This is a genomic window from Paenibacillus sp. NMA1017, assembly GCF_058895805.1.
In genome coordinates this window covers 472,860-498,955 of sequence record NZ_JBZXYR010000001.1, presented here as the reverse complement: position 1 = coordinate 498,955, position 26,096 = coordinate 472,860, and the positions used below count along the sequence as shown (strand labels likewise).

The 26,096-nt window shown below is 47.1% G+C and carries 29 protein-coding genes, 1 tRNA gene, 2 pseudogenes and 1 other annotated feature (1 of these 33 only partly in view); of the genes and pseudogenes, 21 read left to right on the top strand and 11 right to left on the bottom strand.

Features of this window, described 5'->3' with window-relative positions; all coding sequences use genetic code 11:
* Positions 1–121: 121 nt before the first annotated feature.
* On the bottom strand, positions 122–658 hold the full coding sequence (locus tag AC5ELV_RS02320) for a YhjD family protein (RefSeq protein WP_493428980.1): 537 nt from the start codon (positions 656–658) through the stop codon (positions 122–124).
* A gap of 220 nt (positions 659–878) precedes the next feature.
* Here AC5ELV_RS02320 and AC5ELV_RS02315 point away from each other — a divergent pair.
* The 3 genes and pseudogenes from AC5ELV_RS02315 to AC5ELV_RS02305 all read left to right on the top strand — a co-directional run bounded on the left by AC5ELV_RS02315 (position 879) and on the right by AC5ELV_RS02305 (position 1,686).
* A tRNA-Leu gene (locus AC5ELV_RS02315) sits at positions 879–965 on the top strand.
* 163 nt (positions 966–1,128) lie between these two features.
* A pseudogene (locus AC5ELV_RS02310) lies at positions 1,129–1,173 on the top strand (hypothetical protein); the annotation flags it as partial.
* A 36-nt stretch (positions 1,174–1,209) separates the two neighbouring features.
* Positions 1,210–1,686, top strand: coding sequence for a LysR family transcriptional regulator substrate-binding protein (locus tag AC5ELV_RS02305; protein ID WP_348635857.1), 477 nt, complete (start codon positions 1,210–1,212; stop codon positions 1,684–1,686).
* A 67-nt stretch (positions 1,687–1,753) separates the two neighbouring features.
* Here the strand turns inward: AC5ELV_RS02305 and AC5ELV_RS02300 are convergent, their stop codons facing one another.
* Positions 1,754–3,067: a transcriptional regulator gene (locus tag AC5ELV_RS02300; protein WP_493428979.1), complete on the bottom strand. Its 1,314-nt coding sequence runs from the start codon at positions 3,065–3,067 to the stop codon at positions 1,754–1,756.
* Positions 3,068–3,291: 224 nt separating this feature from the next.
* On the opposite strand from AC5ELV_RS02300, the gene AC5ELV_RS02295 reads away from it, so the two are divergent.
* The 5 genes and pseudogenes from AC5ELV_RS02295 (at position 3,292) to AC5ELV_RS02275 (ending at position 7,445) form a co-directional block, all read left to right on the top strand.
* On the top strand, positions 3,292–4,518 hold the full coding sequence (locus AC5ELV_RS02295; protein WP_493428978.1) for a M20 metallopeptidase family protein: 1,227 nt from the start codon (positions 3,292–3,294) through the stop codon (positions 4,516–4,518).
* 28 nt (positions 4,519–4,546) lie between these two features.
* Positions 4,547–5,386, top strand: a complete 840-nt coding sequence (locus AC5ELV_RS02290) for an enoyl-CoA hydratase/isomerase family protein (protein WP_250244562.1) — start codon at positions 4,547–4,549, stop codon at positions 5,384–5,386.
* Complete coding sequence (locus AC5ELV_RS02285; protein WP_493428977.1) at positions 5,376–6,209, top strand: enoyl-CoA hydratase/isomerase family protein; 834 nt, start codon at positions 5,376–5,378, stop codon at positions 6,207–6,209. The genes AC5ELV_RS02290 and AC5ELV_RS02285 overlap by 11 nt, the downstream gene beginning before the upstream one ends.
* A gap of 83 nt (positions 6,210–6,292) precedes the next feature.
* A pseudogene (locus tag AC5ELV_RS02280) lies at positions 6,293–6,925 on the top strand (serine dehydratase beta chain); the annotation flags it as partial.
* Positions 6,926–6,977: 52 nt separating this feature from the next.
* Complete coding sequence (locus tag AC5ELV_RS02275) at positions 6,978–7,445, top strand: L-serine ammonia-lyase, iron-sulfur-dependent, subunit alpha (protein WP_493428976.1); 468 nt, start codon at positions 6,978–6,980, stop codon at positions 7,443–7,445.
* 127 nt (positions 7,446–7,572) lie between these two features.
* Here the strand turns inward: AC5ELV_RS02275 and AC5ELV_RS02270 are convergent, their stop codons facing one another.
* Positions 7,573–7,941 (bottom strand): ParA family protein, encoded by a 369-nt coding sequence (locus AC5ELV_RS02270; protein WP_493428975.1) that lies wholly within the window; start codon positions 7,939–7,941, stop codon positions 7,573–7,575.
* Positions 7,942–8,524: 583 nt separating this feature from the next.
* Here AC5ELV_RS02270 and msrA point away from each other — a divergent pair.
* Both msrA and AC5ELV_RS02260 read left to right on the top strand, forming a co-directional pair.
* On the top strand, positions 8,525–9,037 hold the full coding sequence (msrA, locus tag AC5ELV_RS02265; protein WP_493428974.1) for a peptide-methionine (S)-S-oxide reductase MsrA: 513 nt from the start codon (positions 8,525–8,527) through the stop codon (positions 9,035–9,037).
* 125 nt (positions 9,038–9,162) lie between these two features.
* On the top strand, positions 9,163–10,098 hold the full coding sequence (locus AC5ELV_RS02260; RefSeq protein ID WP_493428973.1) for a divergent polysaccharide deacetylase family protein: 936 nt from the start codon (positions 9,163–9,165) through the stop codon (positions 10,096–10,098).
* Here AC5ELV_RS02260 and AC5ELV_RS02255 read toward each other — a convergent pair.
* Positions 10,073–10,834, bottom strand: a complete 762-nt coding sequence (locus AC5ELV_RS02255; protein ID WP_493428972.1) for an N-acetylmuramoyl-L-alanine amidase — start codon at positions 10,832–10,834, stop codon at positions 10,073–10,075. The two genes, AC5ELV_RS02260 and AC5ELV_RS02255, sit on opposite strands and share 26 nt — an antisense overlap.
* Positions 10,835–11,123: 289 nt before the next feature.
* Here AC5ELV_RS02255 and AC5ELV_RS02250 point away from each other — a divergent pair, with 289 nt between their 5' ends.
* Positions 11,124–11,315 carry a YqzE family protein gene (locus AC5ELV_RS02250; RefSeq protein WP_071640287.1) on the top strand — a complete coding sequence of 64 codons (192 nt, stop codon included), beginning with the start codon at positions 11,124–11,126 and terminating at the stop codon, positions 11,313–11,315.
* Positions 11,316–11,411: 96 nt separating this feature from the next.
* Here the strand turns inward: AC5ELV_RS02250 and AC5ELV_RS02245 are convergent, their stop codons facing one another.
* From AC5ELV_RS02245 to AC5ELV_RS02225, 5 genes are all read right to left on the bottom strand, one after another.
* A complete protein-coding gene (locus AC5ELV_RS02245) occupies positions 11,412–12,467 on the bottom strand; it encodes a hypothetical protein (RefSeq protein ID WP_493428971.1) in 1,056 nt (351 codons plus the stop codon).
* A complete protein-coding gene (locus tag AC5ELV_RS02240; protein WP_493428970.1) occupies positions 12,460–12,669 on the bottom strand; it encodes a hypothetical protein in 210 nt (69 codons plus the stop codon). The genes AC5ELV_RS02245 and AC5ELV_RS02240 overlap by 8 nt, the downstream gene beginning before the upstream one ends.
* A 58-nt stretch (positions 12,670–12,727) precedes the next feature.
* Positions 12,728–13,678: a YqhG family protein gene (locus AC5ELV_RS02235; RefSeq protein WP_493428969.1), complete on the bottom strand. Its 951-nt coding sequence runs from the start codon at positions 13,676–13,678 to the stop codon at positions 12,728–12,730.
* A gap of 1 nt (position 13,679) precedes the next feature.
* On the bottom strand, positions 13,680–15,494 hold the full coding sequence (locus AC5ELV_RS02230; RefSeq protein ID WP_493428968.1) for a DEAD/DEAH box helicase: 1,815 nt from the start codon (positions 15,492–15,494) through the stop codon (positions 13,680–13,682).
* 136 nt (positions 15,495–15,630) lie between these two features.
* Entirely contained in the window at positions 15,631–16,470 is an 840-nt protein-coding gene (locus AC5ELV_RS02225) for a helix-turn-helix transcriptional regulator (RefSeq protein WP_493428967.1), read from the bottom strand.
* A gap of 163 nt (positions 16,471–16,633) precedes the next feature.
* Here AC5ELV_RS02225 and fabF point away from each other — a divergent pair, with 163 nt between their 5' ends.
* From fabF to AC5ELV_RS02200, 5 genes are all read left to right on the top strand, one after another.
* Positions 16,634–17,872, top strand: coding sequence for a beta-ketoacyl-ACP synthase II (gene fabF / locus AC5ELV_RS02220; RefSeq protein ID WP_493428966.1), 1,239 nt, complete (start codon positions 16,634–16,636; stop codon positions 17,870–17,872).
* A gap of 141 nt (positions 17,873–18,013) precedes the next feature.
* On the top strand, positions 18,014–18,235 hold the full coding sequence (locus tag AC5ELV_RS02215) for a hypothetical protein (RefSeq protein ID WP_493428965.1): 222 nt from the start codon (positions 18,014–18,016) through the stop codon (positions 18,233–18,235).
* Positions 18,236–18,332: 97 nt separating this feature from the next.
* Positions 18,333–18,521, top strand: a complete 189-nt coding sequence (locus tag AC5ELV_RS02210; protein WP_493428964.1) for a GNAT family N-acetyltransferase — start codon at positions 18,333–18,335, stop codon at positions 18,519–18,521.
* Positions 18,522–18,554: 33 nt separating this feature from the next.
* On the top strand, positions 18,555–19,508 hold the full coding sequence (locus tag AC5ELV_RS02205; RefSeq protein WP_493429338.1) for a helix-turn-helix transcriptional regulator: 954 nt from the start codon (positions 18,555–18,557) through the stop codon (positions 19,506–19,508).
* Positions 19,509–19,615: 107 nt separating this feature from the next.
* On the top strand, positions 19,616–20,356 hold the full coding sequence (locus AC5ELV_RS02200) for a zinc ribbon domain-containing protein (RefSeq protein WP_493428963.1): 741 nt from the start codon (positions 19,616–19,618) through the stop codon (positions 20,354–20,356).
* A gap of 85 nt (positions 20,357–20,441) precedes the next feature.
* Here the strand turns inward: AC5ELV_RS02200 and AC5ELV_RS02195 are convergent, their stop codons facing one another.
* Positions 20,442–21,677 carry an MFS transporter gene (locus AC5ELV_RS02195; RefSeq protein WP_493428962.1) on the bottom strand — a complete coding sequence of 412 codons (1,236 nt, stop codon included), beginning with the start codon at positions 21,675–21,677 and terminating at the stop codon, positions 20,442–20,444.
* A 195-nt stretch (positions 21,678–21,872) separates the two neighbouring features.
* Here AC5ELV_RS02195 and AC5ELV_RS02190 point away from each other — a divergent pair, with 195 nt between their 5' ends.
* From AC5ELV_RS02190 to AC5ELV_RS02170, 5 genes are all read left to right on the top strand, one after another.
* Positions 21,873–22,460 carry a TetR/AcrR family transcriptional regulator gene (locus tag AC5ELV_RS02190; RefSeq protein ID WP_493428961.1) on the top strand — a complete coding sequence of 196 codons (588 nt, stop codon included), beginning with the start codon at positions 21,873–21,875 and terminating at the stop codon, positions 22,458–22,460.
* Positions 22,461–22,481: 21 nt separating this feature from the next.
* Complete coding sequence (locus AC5ELV_RS02185) at positions 22,482–22,874, top strand: hypothetical protein (protein WP_493428960.1); 393 nt, start codon at positions 22,482–22,484, stop codon at positions 22,872–22,874.
* A gap of 32 nt (positions 22,875–22,906) precedes the next feature.
* On the top strand, positions 22,907–23,482 hold the full coding sequence (locus tag AC5ELV_RS02180) for an O-acetyl-ADP-ribose deacetylase (protein WP_493428959.1): 576 nt from the start codon (positions 22,907–22,909) through the stop codon (positions 23,480–23,482).
* A gap of 35 nt (positions 23,483–23,517) precedes the next feature.
* A complete protein-coding gene (locus tag AC5ELV_RS02175; RefSeq protein ID WP_493428958.1) occupies positions 23,518–24,078 on the top strand; it encodes a GrpB family protein in 561 nt (186 codons plus the stop codon).
* A gap of 115 nt (positions 24,079–24,193) precedes the next feature.
* Positions 24,194–24,667, top strand: a complete 474-nt coding sequence (locus AC5ELV_RS02170) for an NUDIX hydrolase (RefSeq protein WP_069011350.1) — start codon at positions 24,194–24,196, stop codon at positions 24,665–24,667.
* A 46-nt stretch (positions 24,668–24,713) separates the two neighbouring features.
* Here the strand turns inward: AC5ELV_RS02170 and AC5ELV_RS02165 are convergent, their stop codons facing one another.
* Positions 24,714–25,898: an aminotransferase class I/II-fold pyridoxal phosphate-dependent enzyme gene (locus AC5ELV_RS02165; protein ID WP_493428957.1), complete on the bottom strand. Its 1,185-nt coding sequence runs from the start codon at positions 25,896–25,898 to the stop codon at positions 24,714–24,716.
* Positions 25,899–25,941: 43 nt separating this feature from the next.
* Positions 25,942–26,096: a binding site (T-box leader), on the bottom strand; it runs 84 nt beyond the window's last position.

The following is a 26,096-nucleotide window of genomic DNA, read 5'->3' as shown; positions in this document are numbered from 1 at the left end:
CTTATACTTCGTGAAAGCGAATATAGATCAATTTGGATATATGATGGTTATGGAAAGGAGCTTCCGAGCACAGTTGGTGTCTGCGGAAGCTTTTTTCTTTTGCGTGTTTGTTGTGCGGGGATTATGCTCTTCTGCTTGCAGCAAAAGCAGCAGGGCGAGACGTTTTACGCTTATAGGCCAAAGAGGATGTAACCAAACTTCGTTCAATGATGCGTAGAGGCTTGGAAGTTGAATTGTTTGGTAATTCGGGGCGATGTTTCTCTAGTAAAGGAAGGGCGGCTGTATGCGGCATGGAGGTCGAGAGCCCCAGATATGCTCGCATCCGCTCATACATTTCTTTACGGAATGCTGGCATTGCCATACTAAACTGCTCTTGATTGCCTTTACTTATATAGGTGGCGTGAACGCCGGAGTGGTTTTGTTGTATGTCCAGAACATGAATGTGATATTTATTAAATTCATGTTTTATTTCAGACAGCAGGATTCCGGTACGATCTACACCTGCGTTAACCATTTCGACATAAAGATCAGGAGTTTTCAGCATACCGCTTTCTTCAAGAATTAGGCTGTCCCGCTCAAATACTTTTTGAATAAAGGTAAGGAGCAGATAACTTTTCACAAGAGACCATTCATGCTGAGTAGTATCTAAAGAGGTCATTACCATTCACCGCCTTAGGAAAATGTGATGATAATTCATAACCGATTGAAAAAGGAATCTTTGTTACCGGGAACTTATGTTCTTATTTTAGTTTATTATTCCTTTTTTATCAAGAGGAAATTAACGAACATAAAAGGTTTGACATCTTGATATGAGCATGGTAAGATCTATCTTGTCGCTAAGAAAGATTGATATTTCGAGGATAAACGACAATTTATATGCGGTCGTGGCGGAATTGGCAGACGCGCACGGTTCAGGTCCGTGTGGGCTAACCCCCGTGGAGGTTCGAGTCCTCTCGACCGCACCAATTTAACAATGAACGAGCTCTTGAGTTTCCTGTCGAGGAGATTCAAGGGCTTTTTGCATACTCGAAATTTGCAAGGTATTGCTCATTATGAAGTGTTCCTGGCGTGGTGGAGCTGGGCAGTCTGACGAAGGCGGCGGAGGCGCTGGGCTTCACGTAATCCGGCATCAGCCATACGATCAGCAGCCTGGAGCAAGAATTCGGCTTCCCGCTGCTCGTGCGCAGCCGTTCTGGTGTGAAGCTGACGGTGAACGGGAAACAGGTTCTTCAGCCCATCCGGGAGAATCTGAAATGGAATGAGCAGCTCAAGCAGCAGGTAAAGCGGGACCGGATGCTGGCGACTCACTCCACCGACCATCTGCTGATTAAAGCCACTTATATGCCACAGGCCCAGATTGCCTACGAGGACTTCATCATTCCGAAGCCCGGCTCGGACTATGATGTGCAGCGGGTACTGGAGAAGGCCGGGATTAAGCTGAACATCAAGTTCTCCGCCGGGGATGATTATGCGATCATAGCTATGGTAGAGAAAGGCCTGGGCATCAGCATCCTACCGGAGCTGGTCACCCGGTTTCAGCATGAGCATGTAGCCATGCTCGAGCTGGAGGAGCACAGCTTCCGTTCCCTTGGCATCGCGGTCAACTCGATGAAATATGCTTCCCCTGCAACGCGGCGGTTCCTGCAGCATGTACAGAGCTGGTCGTCCGACCAGGAAATGATTTGACTTGGTAAATAAGTGCAAAAAAGGCACGTTTTCAGTTTTGAAAATGTGCCTTTTTTGCCAATGCGTATCATCTGCTTATTTTGCGCCCTTCTTTGTCCAGAAACAACAGCTCGTAGTATTTTTTGGGCCGCCCTTTACTGTTGTCCCGTTTTTCAAATACCGTTTGTACGTATTTACTTTCTTCAATTTTGTTAAGAATACGGTTTGCACCTCTGACGGTCATGTACAGGCACTCAGCAACATCCTCAGAGGATAATTTATTGGTTCTCATGATTTCTGCATAGGACATGATTTTTTGCAAATTGATGTTGTTTATTCCGATGGTTTTGGCTAACGCCATGATTTCCGGGTCCCCCTGTTCAGAGAACTGTATGACATTCATACTCCGCATTGGGCCGATAACCTTCTGATCCTCGTTTATAAAAAAGCTGCAGCTGCCCGTAAAGGCTTCCGCCTGTCTGTGAGCTTTGGTGGCGTTGACGTTAGCTTGAAAATATTCATGCCCCGAGCCCCACCCGATTTTCACCTTGTCGCTTATGTATCCTTCCAGATACTCCAGCAGGGTGCAGTTATGCGCGTTAGAGGTGATTTTCATGAAATTTCCGTAGGTGGTATATAGTCTGACAAAGCCTTCTGAAATTTGGGCCGTGTCTGCCAGATTTACGCTGCGCAGAAACCTGCCGACAAGGACTTTCAGCTCATGAAGCTGCTCTTCAGATGGCGACTCCGCCGTTTTGGCCGATAAGCATGCAACAACTGCCCTCTGGCTCTTAAGCTTGAGGATGGTAATTTCGTTGATAATCTCGCTTATGGTCTCTTTAACGTTTTCCAAAGTGGGCCGGATTAAGATATATCTGACTCCGTGCTTTTTGAGTTCCGGAACAAAGTGGCCGAACGCCGTGATGGACAGGTCTATTTTCTTATCTTCCCACAGAGTGATATGGTTGTCGAGCATTGTTTCCACCCGTTCGAGCAGATCTCCGCTGTCAATGGGCTTTCCCTCATGAGTAAGGTATTGCTGGAATTCACTGAAGGACTCGATTATATACGCATAATCCACATAGATCCTGGATATATCAAGCCCAGGTTCTGTAACCAGCAGCCGGAAAAGTTCCCTATAAAGTAGGTTTTCATCATCCTGCAAAATGTGAACAGGTACTTTTTCATCCAGGCATTCCTTATCGATTGACTCGTAAAGCATCCTGCCACTGATCACAAATCCATCCACCGAACCTAAGTTTTTGAGATAGATGTCTGTTGTTTCCCGGAAGTTGCTGATTGTAAGAAACCTGAACTGACATAAGGACCGCATTTCTTCTTCAATGGCACGGAAATAGTCCATATGGGTCTCAGGCGTGATAATACCCAGCTTGATTTTCATGGTAGATTCCTTTCATAAACAGTTCAATCAAAAGAGTTATATCACAATAAATGTGATATATCAATGTTCCGGCAGCCTCCAAAATAGTGTTCTTAAAATGTCTTGTTTTCTCTTGACATCGAATACCTTTAAAAGTACGATAAAAGTGTTCTTAAAAAGTCTTAAAATATAAAGGGGGGGATGTTCACTCTGTTCTTACGTTCATTCAATATGTGTTTTGGGAGATGTTCATTGTGATTGAAGAAGCTGGAGACTTTTTGGGTATGGCCCATCAGCTGCAGGAAAAATTGGTCATGTACAGGCATCATCTTCATGCGGTTCCGGAACTTGATTTAAGTTTGCCCAGGACAACGGCCTACGTAAAAGAGGTGTTAGAGTCGATGGGGCTTAAGCCCACTCCCGTAGGAGAGTCAGGTCTAACGGTTACGATCGGCGGACAACATACCGGGAAGGTGATTCTTATCCGGGCGGATATGGATGGGCTGCCCATTCAAGAGGAAACGGATCTTTCTTTTGCGTCGTTGAACGGAAACATGCATGCATGCGGCCACGACTTGCATACTTCCATGCTCTTGGGAGCTGCGAAGATCCTGAAGACTAACGAAGAGCAGCTTCACGGGACGGTTAAGCTTATGTTTCAGCCGGGTGAAGAGACTCTGCACGGGGCAAAGATGATGCTTGAGAATGGGATTCTCGAAAATCCTAAAGTGGATGCAGCCATGATGCTACACGTGTTGACTGGAATGCCGATTCCTGTCGGGCAATTTGTATTGCCTGAGGCCGGAGAAGCGATTTCAGCTTCTTCTGATTGGTTCGAAGTCATCATCCGCGGAAGGGGCGCACATGGAGCGATGCCTAGCGCCGCAGTAGACCCATTAAATGTAGCTGCTCATCTTCATCTGGCGCTGCAGGGAATCATAAGCCGTGAAATTTCGCCAATTGATAATGCAGTTCTTACAATTGGAGTGATGGAAGGCGGAAATACAAACAACGTGATTCCCGATACGGCCAGAATGAAAGGAAGCGTACGTTCATTTAACGCCACATTGCGGGATAAAATGGAAACCCGTATCCACGAAATTTCTGCAGGTATTGGAGAAACTTTTCAGGCAAAGGTGGAGGTGATCTATACCAGGGGATGTCCTGAGGTGCAAACGGACAACGGGCTTAACCGTCAAATGAGAACTACTATTGCAAACACCTTTGGCGCCAGTTCCTTTATCGGTATAACCCAATTGATACCCGGCGGTAAATTAATGGGATCGGAAGACTTCGCATTTGTATCACAAGCGGTGCCAAGTACCTCAGTGTTTCTTAACGCAGGCAATACCGAGGAAGGTTATGGTTACCCTGTGCACCATCCAAAGACGATGTTCTCGGATGAGGTGCTTTATAAAGGGGCTGCGGCTTACGCTGCTTTCGCCAGAGATTGGCTTGAAAGTAATAGATAATATCTAAACAAAACTAGGAGGAATTGAAATGACAGAGAGACGTATGATTGGACCAACAAAATTTGATGAGTATTCGGTGAAGTACAAAGACTTTCTTTTAATGACACGTCGTGACGGAATCATCGAAGTACGGCTGCATACCGACGGAGGACCGTACAAGCATTCTTGGGAAGCCCATACGGCATGGTCCCATGCATGGTCAGACATTGGCCGCGACCCTGAGAACGAAGTAATGATTATTTCTGGAACAGGGGATAAATGGGTTATAGGGGACCCTGATGTCTGGAATACAAAATTTATGGACTGGCCGAAGCAAAAGAAGCTCGAACAGTATCATGAATCGCTGAGACTGCTTGAGAACTTGATATTCTGCATTGACATCCCGACAATCGGAGCGATCAATGGACCGGGAACGCACTGTGAACTTGCAACTCTCTGTGATATTACCATTTGTACAGAAGACGCGGACTTTTTTGATCCGCATTATCTGGGAGGCACACCTCCCGGAGATGGAATGTTACTCACGCTGCAGAACATGATCGGTTTCAAGAAAGCAGCATACTACGCATACACCGGCAAGAATATCAATGGTCAAACCGCATTGGACCTGGGCATCGTTAGTGAAGTCCTGCCCCGCGAAAAGCTTCTTCCCCGCGCATGGGAGCTTGCGGAGATGATTATGCAGGCACCGCGTTCAACGAGACATCTGTCCCATTCCATTATATCCCGTCCATGGAAACAAGCCCTGGTCAGTGATCAAGGGTTCCAGCTTGCCCACCAAATGTATGACATGGCCATTGATGAAGAAGGAGCTCTGGAGCGGCTGAAAAAAATGCAAGGACGTCTAATGGGCAAAGATGTTCAATAGAGATATGGCGGGACCTACACGATTCGAAGAATACTCGGAGAAGTACAAGGACTTGTTCTTCATGACCCGCCGTGACGGCATACTCGAAGTACGTATGCACACTCACGGGGGACCGCTTCAATTTGACTGGACGGCTCAAACTGCATATGGCAATGTATGGTCAGATGTTGGCCGTGACCCTGAGAATGAGGTGATGATTCTTACAGGGACAGGAGATTTGTGGCAAATAGGCAATCCTGAAGTCTGGACAACAAAATTCATGGATTGGCCGAATAGCCGGAAACTGGATTTCTATCATGAATCGCTCAGAATGATTGAAAATATGATCTATTGCATCGGCATTCCCACCATTGGGGCGATCAATGGCACAGGCTCACACTGGCAACTGGGAACGCTTTGTGATATTACCATTTGTGCTGAAGGCACAGAGTTTTTTGATGCTCATTACCTGGGCGGTGTACCGCCTGGAGATGGAATCGTCTTAGCACTTCAGAATATACTGGGAACCAAGAAAGCGGCATACTACGCATACACGGGGATGAACATTAATGCTCAAGCGGCATTAGACCTTGGTCTGGTTAGTGAGGTACTGCCTCGTGAAAAGCTTCTTCCACGTGCGTGGGAGCTGGCAGAGATGATCATGCAGGCCCCCCGCTCTGTAAGACAGCTTACTCATCCGATTGTGTCGCGCTCATGGAAAAAAGCCCTTGCGAACGATCAGGGTCTCCAGCTTACGCACCAATTGTATGACATGGCCATTGATGAAGAGGGTATACATGAGAGGCTGTTGAACATCAAGGAACGTTTTCAGAGGAATGACTAATAGTCAGAAAGGGTGTAAGGGTGCTATGAAATCGTTGACAGAACTCTATAAGGTTGGCAGTTGGACCATCCAGCTCCCATACCATGGGGCCGGAGAAAGCCGCCAGAATCTTCAAATCAGAAAATGAGGATGCCGAACGATTCAAGGCACTGATTTATGGTTCCCTTGCCAAAACAGGCAAAGGACATATGACAGACAAGGCCATTATTAGAGCACTGTCACTCGTTCCAACGGAGATTGAATTTGTTCCACACGCAGATTTTACTCTGCCGCATCCCAATACCGTTGATTTTATCGCTCATAAAGACGGGCAGCAAACCACATCCATGCGTGCTTTAAGTATCGGCGGCGGGGACATCGTTATTGAGGGACGGGAGGAGATGCTGGCGCCCGATGTCTACCCAGAGAACAGCTTTGCAGAAATCAGTAAAATTTGTAAAGCGAATCATATCCGCCTAAGCGATTACGTCGAGCAGTGTGAAGGCAAACAGATATGGGATTTTCTCAATGGGATTTGGGAAGCGATGAAGCGTTCGGTCAACGAAGGGATTTCAGTCACCGGTATTCTGGAAGGCGGTCTCCAGGTCGAACGCAAGGCGCAACTTCTGTATAATCAGCGGCATATTGATGAGAGCCCGGAGACGCGGGAGAACAGGATCGTCAGCGCATATGCGTTCGCCGTCAGCGAACAAAATGCCGCCGCCGGTGCAATCGTAACGGCCCCGACCTGTGGAGCCAGCGGTGTCATGCCGGCCGCACTCCTTTTATATGCAGCAAAAGAAACAGGTCCCGGACGAGAAGGTCCTCCGGGCTCTGGCCGTAGGCGGGCTCATTGGCAACCTGGTCAAGCAGAATGCCTCCATCAGCGGTGCTCAATGCGGCTGCCAGGGGGAGGTTGGCACTGCTTGCTCTATGGCCTCGGCTGCACTGGCAGACATGTCAGATATGGGGATTGATCAAATTGAGTATGCAGCGGAGGTTGCCTTGGAGCACCATTTGGGGTTGACCTGTGATCCTATTAACGGACTGGTTCAGATTCCTTGCATCGAGCGGAATGCCGTGGGTGCCATGCGGGCAATCAATGCGCTGAGCCTGGCAAATTTCTTGTCGAATACCCGTAAGATATCTTTTGATCTGGTTGTACAGACCATGTATGAAACAGGCTTGGACATGAGTAGCCGTTACCGTGAAACTGCAGAAGGCGGGCTCGCTAAGCTCTACAAAATTGACAGTTAAATGATACTGCCATGATGATGGGGCATTAATTCCATACTTGTGTAATGAGACGAAGAACGTCCCTTGTGCCGGTTGGCAGAAGGGACGTTCTTTTTTGGGAGGCTATATAAGGCGAGCTGCTGCGGTCTCAGCATGGTCGAGCCGGGCAGTCTGACCAAGAAGGCAGAGCTGGTCGTCCGGCCAAGATGTGATTTGTCTGAGCGCAGCTGGGATTGCCCGGGATGAGGTCAAAGTTCCCTTGGGAATGAAGGTATTGGTCAGGGGCGGGGAGAGGCTCATCTTCCATGACGGCGTTCATGATGTTGAACATACTAACGTTCAACTTGTCGGGTTGCTCGATGCCGAAACATAAGGTCAGATTACCCTGCGGGTCGAAATCCACCAGCAGAACCTTTTTTTCTTCATTGGATAAGGCGTAAGCCAAATTGTAGGCGGTGGTCGTTTTGCCAGTGCCGCCTTTTTGATTAGCGACGGTGATCGTCGTTGCGTGTCTCATATTAACCCTCCCCGAAGCGTCCTCTTCGTTAATTTGTCAATGGCAGGGAGTGGGCTGGTTTTCGTTGTTCTCTCCGAGTTCTCTCAAACGTCCAAAATCGGCCGCATTTTACGGCATTGCCGGGAGCCCCTTGCGGCGCTTGGATTTGAACGAAAAAACCGTCAGAAACCCTGATTTCACAAGGGTTTTGACGGTTTCTCAATTCCGTTCCATTGACTTAGATTCCGCTTGGTTCCGAATCGGATACAAGATTCAGGTCCGTGTGGGCTAACCCCCCGTGGAGGTTCGAGTCCTCTCGACCGCATCCATTAGAAAAGGTCTATAGAATTGCTCTCGTAGCAGTTTTAGAGACCTTTTTCTTATATTTCTGAGGATTTGCTCATAGTTTAAGCTGAACACGTTTCTTGTCTTCACGCAAACTATGGATTTCCATAAAGGATTCTGACAAATTACTTGATTTCTTTTAGGTGGGATTTTTGCAATCTCCTCAAGTTCATAAACAATTCTTTTATAAGGTTATCTTTTAAGATATGATAGAAAATAACGCACTTTATGATGAAGTTATTGAAAGGTTGGATGTAAGATGGAGAAAGCGACTTTTGCAGGTGGATGCTTCTGGTGTATGGTGACTCCGTTTGAGGAGCAGCCGGGCATTCATGGCATTGTGTCAGGATACACTGGAGGAACAATTCCCGACCCGACCTACGAGCAGGTTAAAACAGGAACTACAGGTCACTACGAGGTGGTGCAGATTACGTTTGAGCCTGAGCTGTTTCCTTATGAAAAGCTGCTCGAATTATATTGGCCGCAAACAGATCCTACCGACGGGGAAGGTCAATTTCAGGACCGGGGTACACAGTATAAACCCGCAATTTTCTATCATACAGAGCAGCAACGTGAGCTTGCACAACATTCCAAGGAGCAGTTGGCACAAAGTGGACGCTTTGATAAGCCAATTGTAACGGAGATCCTTCCAGCTTCTATTTTTTATCCGGCAGAGGATTATCATCAGGATTACCACAAGAAAAAGGTGAAGCACTATAAGGAAGATCGGGCCCAATCAGGCCGTGATGAATTTATTAATAAGAACTGGTAAGCGGCTTGAATATAGGGTTCTACGCACGATGAGGCAGATCAGGTCGTATTCCATGGATCTGCCTTATACATATTTAGACGAGGTTACTCACACAATGAAGGGACAGAGAAGGAGGCTGACCCGCAATGAGTACACGACGGAAGCTGCACATGAGAAATATAATAAAAAAGGCTTTAAAGGAATCTCGCGCTCGGAAAGAGCCAGCTTATGCACCTGTGTTCCATTCAAGCTCCAAAATGCGAAGAACTGTAGTACTCTGTATTTCGGTATGCATGTTATTCATGGTCTGTAGTACTGGTGTTGCAGAAGCAATAGACAAACAGGACGAGCCGCAAAGGATGGTTGCTGTCATTATTGACGATCTGGGAAACAACATGAAAGGGACTGAGCAAATTTTAAATTTGCCCGTTAAGATTACCGTTGCTGTGATGCCCTTCCTGCCTACAACCAAGCAGGACGCAATGGAAGCACATAAGCGCGGTCATGATGTCATCGTCCATCTTCCAATGGAGCCAAAACAGGGAAAGCCCGAATGGCTTGGGCCCGGAGCAATTAAGGCTAACATGACGGATGAAGAAGTTCGCGCTAAGGTGACAGCAGCCATTAAGGATGTTCCTTATGCGATAGGAATGAACAACCACATGGGTTCCAAGGTCACTTCAGATAAGCGCATTATGTCTATAGTTCTTGATGTTTGTAAGGAGCATGGACTATTTTTTGTCGATAGCCGTACTAATTATTGGTCAGTGGTGCCTGAACTTGCCGCTAAAAAGGGAATGCCACCAGTGCGTAATGATGTTTTTCTGGATGATGTTCATACCCTCGCCCATGTGAATCGGCAACTTACAAAAGTGGTTGATTGGCTGGGTGAGCACGACACCTGTGTAACGATTGGACACGTGGGCGTGTCTGGCATGTACACATCCGCAGCTCTTCATTCGTCAGTTCCCAAGCTACAGGAGCACGCCAAATTTGTGGGCATTAGCGATTTGGTGCGAGCTGTATGGGGATGGACGGGAGACCCAGCCATCAACACTACCATGCCGTCAGATGGGCAATAATGCCTTCGGCAATAGCTCCTGCAATGCTTTTTTGACCACGATCCTCGGAAAGCATAGCTCTGTCCTGTTCGTTACTTATAAATCCGGTTTCTACAATGACAGCAGGGTGCTGGATTTTATTCAAAAGATAAAAGGGTTTTCCGTACACTGTTTTTCTATTCATGCAAAATAAGCGGTTTAATGAATGCTGAATCCGTTCAGCTAACAGATAGCTGCTGCCTTCATCCTGATACAGCACAATGGGTCCCCGTTTTTCGGCACGTTTGGTCCAATTGACATGCAGGCTTACAACCAAAGCGGTGGGCAGTTGTTCTGTTAAGCTTTTACGTTGGGCGAGGTCTTTAAGATGACGGGATTTGGACTGTAGCCAACGGTTGTCGTCACTCAGTGCGTAGTCCTTGTCCCGATTCAGAACAGCAGGATATCCCTGGGAGCGTAAAATCAAGTACAGCTTTTGAGCAATGGCGAGATTGATATCTTTTTCCAAAATTCCTTTGTGACTTGTTCCACCATCCACACCGCCATGGCCTACATCAATCAGGACAACGGGCTTGGCAAAAGCGTGATAGGACGAATGTACGTTGGGCGGAACATCTGTATACTTGTTCGGTTCGTTACTTTTATCGTTGGGTTGAGCAGCTGTATAGGTAAATGGGGCAAATACAGCACTGCAAAGGATGCATAGACTCAACCCCAGCCCTATCAGCCATATCTTGTTTAACTTTTTTTTTCGCACATTCTATTCCTCCAGTGGACGAATTGATTATTTACTGAAAAGCCATGCATAACAGGCATTAAACCTAAAGCAGCGTAGCTGCCCTCAAATATGACAATTAGCCTGGGGGTAACTGTTATGTTGAAGATAGTATGTTCCATTTAAGGGAAACCATGCATAGTTATTCCCACAGGGTTAGACCTTTTGGAAAATGAGCAAGCTAGTTGTATCTGCACCTAACGTGTAAATCCGATATTTCCAAGCAACGTAAATGGAAAGGATGGGCGCAGATTGGAGGAGGTCATGTAGGATGGCGAAGAGTGACGAACTGGTGACGTATATTACGCAGCGGATTGTTCGCTATATGGAAACGCCGCGTGATGTTCGGCGCAGTCAAAAACAAGCCAGAGAGCCGTGGGTGAGCAAATGGTTTGGCATGTTGCCTCTCGCTCTGAAAATGTGGATGAAATCCACACGCAGAGGGCGAAGGGAGCGACATTAAACTCGCCAAAGAGACCACAAGAGGCATAGGGTATGCCATTTGAGGTCTCTTTTTATGTTGCAGGGATCATTCCGATCTTTTCGTGTTTCTTAATAACTAGGAGTCCAAACGATAAAATTCGCCAGCTGACAATAACTTTTTTAGTGGTACAAATCGGGAAAGTCCATGATGGTAGGTTAACGCATATAAATTGGGTTGGGACGGATGATCTGGGGATATCCAGGACTGATACCCACTAATGGATAAGGGACCTCCAAAGGCAAAATTGATACCTGTGGCAGAAAATATAATACGCGGCGAAATACTCAGTGTATCCATAAATTGGCCTGTGTTACGGACAGAAAGTTTTTGCTTGGGTTGAAGCCACCCCAGATCGTCATAGGGATCGAAAGGAGCAGACGAGACCGTAACCGCTTGCGCCTGTGTTTTCAAAAAGGGTACAGATGAAGAGAATGCGTTGTTCTGGAGCTTATGTTTCCAACTCCCATCCGCCACTTCTACAGGTAACGGATCGCCAGTTACAGCATCAACACATATTTCGCTGCCTGTAGAGGAACGCACCAGCCAGTAGGCTAGTAGCGGTTCCTCATACATAGGTGTGATTTGCAGCTTGTCGATAGATGAAAGATCGGTTTCTGTGAGCGACACCAGAGATTGGCGAAGTACATCCATACTATAAGGTCCACCTGGACCATTCCCATATTCGTTGAGTTGATATGCGCCGTTTGGGTCTGATCCGATAATCAGGTAGCCGATGTATTCTCCTGCACGGTTTACTTGAACAAGCCAACTATGGGTTCCAGGTCCGAGCGGATGATAGCTCAGCTCAGCATCTTTCCACAAGGAAAAAGGGGGTTGCGACGATAGGGATTGTACCGTGTTGTCCGCAGTCTGTTTTACGTCTGCGGGCACGCCTTGCTCCTCAGTAGGAAAACTTGCTGAAACGTCACCCGGGGAAGGAGTAGCGGGACTCGTGGAGTTCAATGGAGGAACCCACGAGCCTTCGTTGTAGATAGACACCGAGTTTAAATTGTTGCCTTGTGCGACTGAGGGAGCCGCATGAATGGAAGCGAACGGACAGACTGCGGACAGGCCGATCAGTACAGCTGCGATCATACCTATGCTATAGTGCCCGGAATGATTCTTATTCAATGTAATCCACCTTTCTGTCGGCTTGATTGCCCGACGGAGGCATTCTTTTTTTATCCAGCATACAGCCTGTCCGATAAAAAGACTGCTGCACCTTGTCGGCGCAAATGTCGTATCCAGGTTCGCTTTTTGCTGTCGATACATAGGAGACATGCTTAACCAAACTTGTGGTTACAGCAGCGGAAACTGATGTAGGCTGAAGCAAGATGTTACAAGCTGACGATATCTCTGCAACTCTCCTGCGAAGGAGCGGGAGATATCGGTTACCGCAGATGAAATATCCCGCAGTTAATGGCGGATACGAGTACCTTTGGCTCATATTGCCATACCATTTCTTTACGGCGGGCTTGATGCTGCTCGGATATGGCTTCTTTTTTTTCCTCTTCCTCTTTCTGCTCCTTGATTAGATCATCGTAGTAGTGGTCAATAACCTCCAATTCTTCGCGCAATCGTTCCTTCGCCTGCTCAGCCCACCCATAATCTTGCTGACGGAGTTGTTCAGTGAGGTAGCTTTCAAGCGAGGTGGAAGCTTCAGGGACAGATAGCTTGGCAGGTTGTACATGCATATTGCCCGCCAGCAGCGGGCTGAGCTGCCGAGTTTCGAGCATGGCGCCAAAATCGGTTACAATGGTGCCGCTTTTGAGCGAAATACCTAGCCACTGAAGTTCCTCACGCTTCAAATCACAAGCGAATTCAATCTTATAGCAGATGCTGAGCCAAGCTTCATAGACTACGGGAGATCGGGCAGACAGCTGGCGAGCATCAGGCTGCTCAAACAAATAAACATATTTTCCTCCATCCCGTGCGGCTTCAAAAATTTGATGTAGCCGACGGCTTCCATATCGAAGCTCCTCCTGCAAAATACGTCCAGGTCCCAATTGTGGTAACGTCGGTACATGACCGAAGTAACGCCCCATGACCTGATCTTGTGCTGCGTTGCCTGATGCTGGAGTTGGGGGTGTATGGTCCGCTAAACGTTCCTGTTCTGTGCGATAGGCTTCCCCATCAAAGATGAAAGTGAAGGACATCGTCTGCGCTGGAACGCCAGTACGCTCCACGTATCCCCAATAGTAGGGGCGGTTTGTTAAGGCTTTATCCGCTTCTGGAGAAAGCTTGACGGTTACATGGTGGGGCGACCTCTCAATAACACTGCATCCGGTAGCTTCCAGATAGGTATGGACAAAACGCTGGACTTGCTGTGCATTCATGGTCAAACTAGCGACCTCCCTTCACACTGCGTCGAGCTTTGCCCGGAGGAACCGTATTGCCTGCGAAGCCTAATAAATCCTCTGTGTTTGGCTGGTCTGTGCGCAGTTGTTCCATTTCCTGTTTGATGGAATCCAGCGAGTGGCCCAGCTTTTGCATTTTTTTGCGAATTTCATCATCGCTACTGGATTCAAGCATAATTTTATACAAACTTTTTTCAATCGATTCTTTCTTCTCAAACTTCTCCAGAATAACGTCCAATCCGCCAATGACCATCTCAAACATATTTATCTTTTCATGCAGCAGATGCAGGATATGCTCCTCAATCGTTCCAGTTGTGGACAAGTTAAAAATATTAACATCATGCGTCTGTCCAAGTCGATGTACCCGTCCGATCCGCTGCTCCACACGCATGGGATTCCACGGTAAGTCGAAGTTAATCATATGGTGACAAAATTGCAGGTTAATGCCTTCACCACCCGCTTCAGTGGCAATCATGACCTGAATGCGCCCACGGAACAGATCCATCATCCAATCCTTGCGCCCACGGTTCATACCGCCTCGGTACGGAACAGCAGATAGGCCACGGTCACGGAAATAGTTCAGCAAATACTCCTGTGTGGCTCGGTATTCTGTAAAAATGATCACTTTTTCGTTCATCTGACGGATAAGCTCGAGCGCTTTTTCTGCTTTGGAATTGGCCTTGATCGCTTTAATATGTGCAACCAAATCCCAGACACGATCGCGTAGGGGAGAGTCTGGGGCCATCTTTTTAGACAAATTGACCAGCGTCACGAACACAGCGTCCCGGCTGCTGCACACTTCCCGTTGAAGGGTGACGAGAGACAGCATGCTACTTAAATTTCCGCCATTCGCCTGGTATTGCTCCTTGACAAAAGAGGTCACCCCATCGTAAAGCGCTTGCTCTTCCGGCGAAAGTTCTAAGTGAATGTTGGAAACATTTCGTTTGGTGAATTGAACTGGGCCTTCTCCGCGACGATTGCGGATCATGACTTTAGACAGCTCATCCTTGAGCTGATCTTCATTTTTGGGCAGACGTTTATCCACAACAAAATTGGCTGAAAAATCGCCATGTCTTCCCAATTGACCGGGCTTGAGCAGTGTAATCAGGTTAAACAGCTCAGACAGATCGTTTTGTACAGGTGTCGCTGTCAGGAGCAAACAATATTTTTTACGCAGCTTCATAATGAACTGGTAGTTGGATGTCTTTTTATTTTTCAGCTTATGGGCCTCGTCTATAATGAGCAGGTCATAATCGGTATCTAGTAGGATGTTACTATGGGGCTCCCGCTTGGCGGTATCCATAGAGGCCACAACGACCTCGGAAGACCAAGAATATGCTTTTTTCTGGGCGACAGCGGGGATACCGAATTTGCTGTTCAGCTCACGCACCCATTGTAGGACCAGGGATGCGGGTACAAGAATAAGCACTTTGGAAGCCAGCCCGCGAACCAGATATTCCTTTAGGATCATTCCAGCTTCGATCGTTTTGCCTAGGCCGACTTCATCGGCAAGAATGGCACGTCCGGACATTTGAAACAGTACCTTCCGAGCGGTATCCAGCTGATGGGGTAGTGGAGTGAGGTCTTGCAAATGCTGTAGACATTGAAGCTCATCAAAGCTCGGCACCAGCTTGACTTTTTCAGCCTCAATGGCCAGCTGATACAGATTCCAATCTCCCCAAGGGCCACCTTTGCGTAGGCGTTGGTCCAGCTCATCCTGCCAGCTTCGATCAAATTGCACCGGTACAGGCAGTGGCGCTTGATTGTGTATGTGCGGGGAACTTGTCGATTTGGCTTTCATGATGATTCCCTCCCTCCTGGTAGTAGCACAGTTGAAGCTCTTTGTTCTGTCACATAGGTGGCATCTATTTTTGCACAGATCGTAGATGTAGTATGGACGGAAAAAGATATCTTCATAACAGGAGGGATGAAATCCTTTAGCTGCCTTCCATTAACTTTTGAAGTTTACTTTCCGTTGAGCTTTGCGCATTGGGGGTATAGATGCTGCAACGGAGATCAACACTGCCTTGTACCTGAAGGGAAGTCAGGTCAAATAGCATTTTGCCAGCCTTGGCATGACGAAATTCAATGAGCACTTCCGGTGCGGAGCTTACTTCACTCTGATTCCAAAGCTCATTAAACTCTGGGTAAGCTTGGCTCATATTTTGTATAAATTGTGCATACCAGGGGTCAGTCACGTATTGCCCATAATAAGCGCGGAAAATTGCAAGGAACCCCTTTACAAAGTGTTCCCAATTCACGGCTAGACTTTTAAACTCCTTTTTGGTAAATAGCAGTTCAATCATATTGCGTTGTTCATGTGGTAGCTCGGCAAAATCCATAAAAACATGAGCAGCAGCGGCGTTCCAGCCGACAATATGACAGCGCCGATCTGAAATAATAGCAGGGCAGTAGTGTAGCTCTTGTACGATTTTTTGCAGAGAGGGGGAAATGACTGCTTGCTCTGCAGGAGCAGGAAGGCTGTGAGATCCGGCTTCGAGCGCCAAATCATACAAATATTTGCGCTCGTCTGTGTTCAACTGCAATGCGGCAGCAATAGCATCCAACACGGAGGCTGACACCTTAATATCTCGTCCTTGCTCCAGCCAGGTATACCAGGTCGTACTGACACCTGCCAGCTGAGCGACTTCTTCTCTGCGCAAGCCCGGAGTTCTGCGACGTGATCCTTGGGGGAGACCAACCATATGCGGGTGTAGGCGGGCTCTTTTTGTTTTTAGAAAAACAGATAGTGCTTCCAGACGTGCTTCCGTTTTCATAGGTATTTTCTCTCCATTCAATGGGTATATCCAAAGTGAGCAAATAAGGCGTGTACTATAGTAGTGTTCATTATACCAGGATAAACAAACACTTGTAATAGGATAAGACGAGGGTAAAATGAGGATTATAAGTAAGTAACCGAGCAGGAGGAATGAATAGCTTATGCAAAGAGTAGTGATAACAGGTATGGGTGTCGTTTCCCCACTGGGTAATGAAGTGGACACGTTGTGGAAGAATTTGCTGGAAGGCAATTCAGGTATACGTAAAATTGATACATTCGATGTGTCCGATTTGAAAGCACAGATTGCTGGACTGGTACAGGATTTTGATGCAGAAAAGCAATGGGGACGTAAAGATGCTAGACGAATGGATCGGTTTACTCAGTTTGCATTATATGCGGCAGAGCAAGCGCTCAAGGATTCCGGTCTGGAACTGGATCACACCGATTTGGAGCGTGTCGGTGTCTATGTGGGATCGGGAGTCGGCGGTTTGGATACGTTGGTGGACAATGTAGATGTTCTGCTACAGCGTGGACCAGGTAGAGTTAGCCCGACGCTGGTACCCATGATGATCTCGAATATGGCTGCTGCTCAAATTAGTATTGCGTTTGGAGCGATGGGACCTACGCTTTCACCCGTGACGGCTTGCTCTATTGGAAATACAGCAATTGGAGAGGCGTTTCGGACGATTCGTACAGGAGATGCGGATGTCATTTTTGCGGGGGGAGCTGAAGCGGCAGTGACTAGATTGGCCTTGGCGAGCTTCGCTAATGCGACTGCCTTGTCCACACGTAACGAGGAGCCTTCTATAGCAAGTCGACCTTTTGATCAGGATCGGGACGGCTTTGTCATGAGCGAAGGTGCAGGTATTCTGGTACTGGAGTCACTGGAACATGCTACTCAGCGTGGTGCGGAAATCTATGGTGAGGTCATCGGTTATGGAGCCAGTTCGGATGCTTATCACATGGTTGCACCGCATCCCGAAGGAACCGGAGCTTATCTAGCAATGAAAGCGGCCCTTCATTCAGCCCGCATCTCCCCGGAAGAAGTGGACGTGCTCAGTGCCCACGCAACGAGTACGCTGCCAGGGGATGTAGGGGAGACGCTAGCGATCCGCAAGTTATTTGGAGACTATGCCTATCAAATCCCGGTTACCGCTAATAAGTCCATGCTGGGTCATATGCTGGGAGCTGCGGGTGGCGTCGAAGCGATTGCACTGGTACAAACCCTGCGAGAAGGCATCATCCCGCCAACGATAAACCTGGACAACCCGGACCCTGCTTGCGATCTGGATTATGTGCCTCACGAAGCGCGCAAGGTTCCACTAAATATTGGGTTATCTAATTCTTTCGGCTTCGGTGGTCATAATGCGGTCATTGTGCTGAAGCGCTACGAGTCATAATTTGTAAGGAGTTATTGAAACCTCAGGCATTCTATCCGGCTGGATAGAGTACCTGAGGTTATTTTAATCGAAGAATAACAGATTCATTTTAGATAAGAGATAGAGTAAGATGAAGGAAAACATTTGGAGGGACGGGAAGCCATGGTTTTAATCAGGAACATACAACCAGCAGACGCTGAATCGTATTGGAATTTGAGACTGGAAGCCCTGCAAATGAACCCTGAAGCTTTTGGAACCTCCTATGAGGAAGCTGCACAAGTTACATTGTCTGATGTGGTGAAGCAGATACAAAATAAACGAGATCATTACATACTTGGGCGCATTTACAAAGGATCATCAGCTGGCTGGTATGACTGGATTTAGAAGAGAGCAAAAAATAAAAACGCAGCATAAAGGAACGATTTGGGGAGTTTATGTACCCTCGACCTACCGAGGTTAGGGGATCGCTGAAAAACTTTTATTGGAAGTCATCAGCCAAGGTAGAAAATTGGAAGGTTTGAAGCAAATTAACCTGAGTGTGGTGACCACAAATCAAGCTGCTGTTAAACTGTATAGGAAGTTGGGATTTGAAACCTATGGTATAGAAAAGAATGCTTTGGAATATCACGGTCAGGGATATGATGAGGAGTTCATGGCCTATTTTTATTAATGGTGAAAGTTAAGGGTGAAAGGTTTTGAAAAAATGAAAATTGACCGATTGCTTTCTATCGTCATTTTGCTGCTAAAGAAAAATAGAGTACAAGCGAAGGAACTGGCTGATTTATATGAGGTTTCGATCCGGACGATCTATAGAGATATTGAAGCGATTAGTATGGCAGGTATTCCGGTTGTGACTTATCAGGGAGCCAATGGGGGAATTGGTCTGATGGAAGGATACCGCCTGGATCGTAGTATGCTGACGGATCATGATGTCAAGGATATAGTAATGGGGCTGCAGAGTTTGTCCTCGTCGTTGGGCGGCCCGAATGTGTCGCGGTTACTTCATAAATTTGAAAGTATTATACCAGAGTCTGGGAAAGAGCAATTTAGTGTCCATGCCTCACAGTTTATCGTTGATCATTCGGGATGGGGAAATCAGGCTGCGCAGGAAGGTAAATTGATAAAGGTAAAAGAAGCAATGAGCCAAGCGCGTACTATCGCTTTTACCTATCGAAATGCGGGAGGAGCCATAACGGAACGGAATGTTGAACCGCATACGCTCGTTCTGAAAGGACAACAATGGTTTGTATATGCGTATTGTCCCGATAGGGAGCAGTTTCGTCTATTCAAACTCTCCCGTATGAGTAACCCTGTGGTTACAGAGACTGTTTTCGCTCGCAGGGATCTTTCTTATGAAGTGCTGCCGTGGAATGAGGGACGAATGGAGGCAGCCAGAGCTGTACAACCATTTACGCTGCAATTTAACCGTAACTCAAGGCATCTGGCGGAGGACTGGTTTGGCGTAGAAGCATTGACCGAGCAGGAGGAAGGGATCTATACGGTTTCGGTCCCGTTTCCCGAGGATGCATGGGCGTACGGATTTATTTTAAGCCTGGGACCGGATGTGGTTGTCAAGGAACCAGCCCATTTGCGAGACAAGATTCATAAGATGGCGCTGCGTATTGCGTCTAATTATGAAGAAGTTCGGGATTCATAAAGGAAATCTTAGATTAAAGTAAAACAAACCTGACCCATAGTTGTCAGGTTTGTTTCGTTATACTGGTGGCATACCTGATATCAGTTAGCGAAAGGGGATTTACGAGGATGGATAAAGCTTGTCAAAGTTGCGGGATGCCGCTAGAGCATGAGGACCAATATGGAACGGATGCACAACATCATAAAACGGATGAGTATTGCAAGTATTGTTACAAGGAAGGCGAATTTGTACAGCCTGAATTGACTATGGAGGGAATGATTCAGCAGTCTGTGCCTTTCCTGGTAGAGAAGGGGATGCAGGAAGAAGAAGCGACTTCGATGCTGCGTAATTACCTGCCGTTTTTGAAACGATGGCGGTCCTCAGAGGATACGGGGCTTACAATAGATGGACCCATTCGGGAGGAGTACCGAGGTGAAATCCATTTAATTGGGTTGAAAGCACGTACAAATAATCAGAAGGAACAAACATCTCACGGGATCATTCCAAACATGTGGGAACGTTTTTGGAGTGAGGACGTGCCTGGTCGGATAAAGGAAAAAGCAGGACATGCTTCTGTCTATGGTTGCTATACTGACTATGAAAATGGAGCTTTGGGCGAGTATACGTTTTTTATCGGAAAGGAAGCGGATAAGGATTTCCAGACTCCTGATGACCTTCAGGAACTTGTCATTCCGGGTGCACGCTACGCCATTTTTCAGGCAACTCAGGAACCCTCTTCTGTCTTCCGTGTATGGCAGACGATCTGGCAGTGGGCTGCCACGGGACAAGGGGAGCGGACATACACAGGTGATTTTGAAGTGTATGGCAGTCCTGATGAACCTGTTTTGATTTATATTGCAATCAAGTGATGATTTTGTTGTGACAGAAGAGAACCGCCGGTCATTGTCGTGGACCCGGCGGTTTTTTCTGATTCAATCAATAGCAGTCTCTCCATCAAGTTGAACGTCGAGTTAAAGCCCAAAAGATGAGAGCCAGAGCACTGACACCAGCTCCTAATAGACACACCCCGTTCCATCCGGCATAGATGTACATATGAGTGGAAGCAATGGCCCCGGTGGCGCTACCAATGGAATAAAATATCATGTAGCCTGCAGTAAGTCGGCTCCGTGCCTCAGGGCGCACATTGAAAATCAAGCTTTGGTTGGTGACATGTACAGCCTGTACCGCCAAGTCCAAAAGAATGACGCCCAGAGCTAAAGCGAATAGAGAATGCTCGGTGTAGCGGATAGGTAACCAGGACAGCAGCAATAAAACTAGGGCAATACCCGTCGTCCGTTGTCCCAAGCCCTGATCGGCAAGACGCCCTGCTCGTGCTGCTGCTAAAGCTCCGGCCACTCCAGCCAGACCAAAGGCCCCGATAGCAGTATGTGAAAGAGACAATGGGGGTGCACTGAGAGGTAACACAAGCGAAGTCCACAATATGCTGAACGCCGTAAAAATGAGCAATGCAAGGACAGCACGAATGCGCAGAATTCGTTCTTGCAAAAATAGTACGATAACCGATCGGAGCAGCTGCGGATAGGAAAGTGTCGCACTTGTGGGTTCGTTCTTTGGCAACACCCGCAACAGAGCTCCAGCCATAAACAACGTAAGTATAGCAGAAACAAGGTAAACTGAACGCCAGCCTGCCAGATCAGTTAATACACCGGCCACGGTTCGTGCCAGCAGAATGCCGATAACGACTCCACTGGTCACCAGACCTACGATACGCCCACGTTCAGTCGGATTAGCCAAGGTAGAGGCGAAAGCCACGAGTGTTTGAGTGACTACAGCCAGCAGACCAACCATTGCCATTCCCATAAGCAGTATTGTACGGGTAGGAGCAAAGCTAACCACGATTAGTGCCAGCACAGATAGCAGCATTTGTCCTGTAATCAGTCGCCGTCGATTCAAAAGATCGCCAAGCGGGACGAGCAGCAATAATCCCAATGCATAACAAATTTGCGTGATAGTAATGACCATGCCTACCGATGAGTGCGTAATGCCAAATTCGTTTGCCAGTGCATCCAGCAATGGCTGTGCATAGTAAATGTTAGCAACAGCCAGCCCACAGGCTATGGCAAACAAGAGTGCCACAGATCGGGACAAGGAGGGAATGGGGGCTGTTTCGGCGGCATTTGCTACCGTTTGATGAGGGAGGAGTACCACTTTTTCTTCTGACGTCTTCATTTTCACATACCACGTCGCTTTCTGTAATTTACATACCGTTGAGTATAATATACCGATTGGTATGTAATGAATTTAGGTCAATATAACTCGTGTACATATGAAATGTCAAGAGTTCATCATGTACATATTTGACAGTTTCTTATCGTGATCATACAATCTTAATATACTGAACGATATGAAAAGAAGGAGCTGCCTATGGTTCGACCACGGGAATTTGATGAAGATCAAGCGTTGGATGCAGCGATGCAAATTTTTTGGGAAAAGGGATTCGAGGCTACATCTTTAAGCGATTTAACCTCCAAAATGGGAATTCAGCGCCCTAGCATTTACGCTGCTTTTGGAGACAAGAAGCAGTTATTCGAAGCCGCGCTGCGCAAATATACGCAATCCCACGCTGCTTATGTACGCTCTAGACTACAAAACCATTCTTCTGTAAAAGAAGCGTTTTACAATTTTTTCGGAGGAGTCGTGGCAGAAGAGTACGAGGATGTGCCTAATAGGGGATGCTTTTGTATTAATACGATGGTAGAATTAGCCCCTCATGATGAAAAATTTGAAATTTTAACCAGAGAACATCAGATGTATCTTTCTGCCGTCTTTCAGGAAACCCTTGAGCGTGGTATAAGATCAGGAGAGCTGGAGGCTAGCATGGACGCACGAGCTCTGGCCCATACGATGGTCTCTTTGCTAATCGGGATTACCGTAATGATGAAATCGCGTCCAGCGCGCTCTTTTGTGGATCAGTCGGTTACAACTTTACTTATATTACTGGATGGGAAATAGAGATACAGGGAGGTAGCGGGGATGCCACAGATAAAGGCCGTTCAAACCCCGATTGGAGCATTGTATGGACGAGATGCGATCTATTTGGACCATGTGCATATGAATTATTCGAAAAAGGAGCTAGTTTTGAAGGGAGAGATTAATGGGGGGCTGGCAGCGGAAGCAGCAGATGGTTTTGTGCCCTATGAACTGATATTCACAGAAGTCTACTACTTCAACATGATTGAATTGGACGTCGCTTTGCATCTGTCTGAGCGGGAATATACGCAGGGCAGCAGCTTTGATGAGCTCACAGATACGCCGTTATTGGCTACAATAGCAAGTGCACGGGGGAAAAATCTAAAGCACTTTATGCTGAAAACCTATGACGATATATTAGAAATCGCTTGTGCTGACTATAAAATGGTTATATAACGAAGTTGTTTTTTACGAGAGGAGGAGGATTAATGAATACCCAAATTGAACTATTAAACGTGACAATACGTGTGATGCAAGGGGATATTACCCGTTGTAAGGCGGATATTATTGTCAATGCAGCCAATACAAGCTTGCTGGGTGGCGGTGGCGTAGATGGCGCGATTCATAGGGCTGGCGGTCCGGCTATCTTAGAAGATTGTGTAAGTATCAGAAACAAGCAGGGTGGATGTCCCGTAGGAGAGGCAGTTTATACCACAGCTGGCAAGCTGGATGCCCAATATGTTATTCATACCGTCGGCCCTGTGTGGAATGGTGGCGACCATCGGGAAGAGGAGCTATTGGCGAAATGCTACCATAATGCACTCCAATTAGCTTTAAAACTGAATGCACGAAGCATTGCCTTTCCGAATATCAGCACAGGCATCTACCGTTTCCCGAAAGAAAAGGCGGCGGATATTGCTATACAGGAAGTGACACGTTTTGAACGTGAACATGCGGCTTTGAATGAGATTATTTTTGTTTGTTTTGATGCGGAAAATGCTCAGTTATACAGCCGTAAGTTACAAGATGGTGTTAACGATATTCAAAAAGATACAGTTGAATGAGAGAATACATGAGTAGAAATTAGGGGGGATCATGAATGCATGAGGAGCAAAACCAGGAACATTGGCCGGTGTGGGCTACGGAGCCTGTAAAAATAGTGAATCCTGATCCTGCCTGGTCAGAGCAGGGCTTAAAGATCATTCACCAGTTGCGGGAGTTATTACTGCCGTTTAAGGTGATGGAAATCGAACATATAGGAAGCACGGCAATTCCCAATCTTTCCGCTAAGCCCATTATTGATATAATGGCAAAATTAGAATCTTGGGATCAACTGGAACAGATCGTGTCTGCTTTACAACCAGCAGGCTGGAACTATGTTCCGCCTGAATTGGACGGTCGGGAATGGAGAAGATTTTTGGTTAAAGTGGATCAGGATCAAAGAAAGGGACATCTGCATCTCATACTGAAATCTGATGAGCATTGGGATCGGCAGCTATTGTTTCGGAACCGACTTCGTGAACAGCCTGAGCTGATTCAGCAATATGATGTATTAAAAAGGCGGCTGGCGATGGAAAATCAGCATGATCGTGAAGCGTACACGGAGGCCAAGACTGATTTTGTGCAAAGCGTTCTGAATATCGGACATCCTAAAGATTAGGACGACCGGACATCCCGGGTTTTCACATTGTTATTAAAAGGTAGTGTCGCTGGATAGCTCATATGCGGGACTCTCTCGTCTGCATCCAGCCGCAACTTTCAACAGGAGGTGTACGATGCTGGCTAAGCTGGTAAATAAAATCCCACGGGATTGGCTTGTATTCATGTATAAGCACACGCCGTTCACTCGATTGAAAAATGCATTGGTGTATCGGGCGCAGCACAAATTTTTGATTGCTGTGTTGGGCATTTTTACGAATGATGCCGGGGAAGTGCTACTATTAAAGCACGTATACCGGAAGCAGCCGTGGGGGATTCCCGGTGGCTGGATGGAGCTAGAGCAGCCGGAAATCGCACTACAGCGCGAAGTCCGGGAAGAAACCGGGCTGGAGGTAGAGATCACCTCATTAGCACAAGCCCAGTTTGGCCAGACGCCGAACCGAGTGGATCTCATTTTCACAGGCCGGGTTATCCCGGGTACTTTCCGACCAAGCGCCGAAATCTCCGACATTTGTTATTGCCGTGTAGGGGAATGGCCGGAAGGCTTGCCAGCACACCAGAAAAAGCTTATTCAGAAGCTGCTACAGTAGTGCTCATTCAATACTCATTTTCATTTCACGATATGGAAAATCGTATTTACAGGCGCTTTAAGAATGCGCTAATGCGTTCCAAAGCCATTCCCAACTGTTCTCGCGATGACGCATACGAGCAGCGGATAAAGCCCTCGCCGCCTGGGCCAAATGCGGAACCGGGTACAGTAATGACCCCTTCTTCTTCCAGCAACCGCTTGGCAAACTGCTCTGAGCTTAACCCTGTGTGTATAATGGAAGGAAAGGCATAGAAGGCACCGTTTGGTTCGTGACATGGCAGTCCTGTCTGACATAGGCCTTCAACGAACCATTTTCTACGCAGATTGTAGGATTCCATCATACGATCTTTTTCCTCCAGCCCGTTACGCAGGGATTCAATAGCGGCAATTTGCCCGATAATAGGAGCGCACATGGCGGTATATTGATGAATCTTCAGCATAGCTGAAATCAACTCTCTTGGGCCACACACATAGCCGACCCTCCAGCCTGTCATCGCAAATGCTTTGGAAAAGCCGCTGATGAGCAGGGTGCGCTCTTTCATTCCCGGCAGAGCAGCGAAGCTTACATGCTTCTGTCCATAGGTCAGTTCAGCATAAATTTCATCTGATATGACGACAAGATTGTGCTCCTCAACCAGGCGGGCAATCGGTAGCCAATCCTCATAGGTCATCACTCCACCCGTCGGATTATTCGGATAACAGAGAATAAGCACTTTGGATCGTGGAGTCAGCTTGGCTTGGAGTGCCTCAGCTGTTAGCTTGAACTGCTGATCCGCAGAGGTTTCAACCGTTACGGTATGTCCTCCGTTCAGAAACGTGATGGGCGAATACGAAATATAACATGGAGCCGGAATGAGTATTTCATCGTTTACGGTGATCAGGGCGCGTAGTGCCAAATCCAGTGCTTCACTGCTTCCAATGGTAACCATGATTTCATCTGTCGGGTTGTAGGATGTGCTGAAGCTACTCTCCAGATACCCAGCAATCTCCTCCCGAAGCTCGGGAAGACCAGCATTCGGTGTGTATGATGTTTTACCATTTTCCAGTGCGGTGATACAGGCCTTTCTGACATGTTGAGGGGTTACAAAGTCAGGTTCACCGACACCAAGCGATACAATATCTTGTCTGCCTGTACTATATTCGAAAAACTTACGGATGCCTGAAGGTGGCATTTCCCGTACAGCTGGAGTCAAAAAATCGGTTATAGATACTACTGTCGATACATTTGTCATGATGATTTCCTCCTTTTTGAAAAACAAAAAAACCCGCCCCTGTAAAAGGGACGAGTTTATACCCGTGTTACCACCCTAGTTTCATTCCATAGGAAATGACACTCAGTTCACGTATCCATCAATACGTGTTCCGGTTAACGCTGGAAAGGCGGCAGAGCTTACTTCAGGTTCAGCCCGCTTCTCAGAGATGGCGTTCGG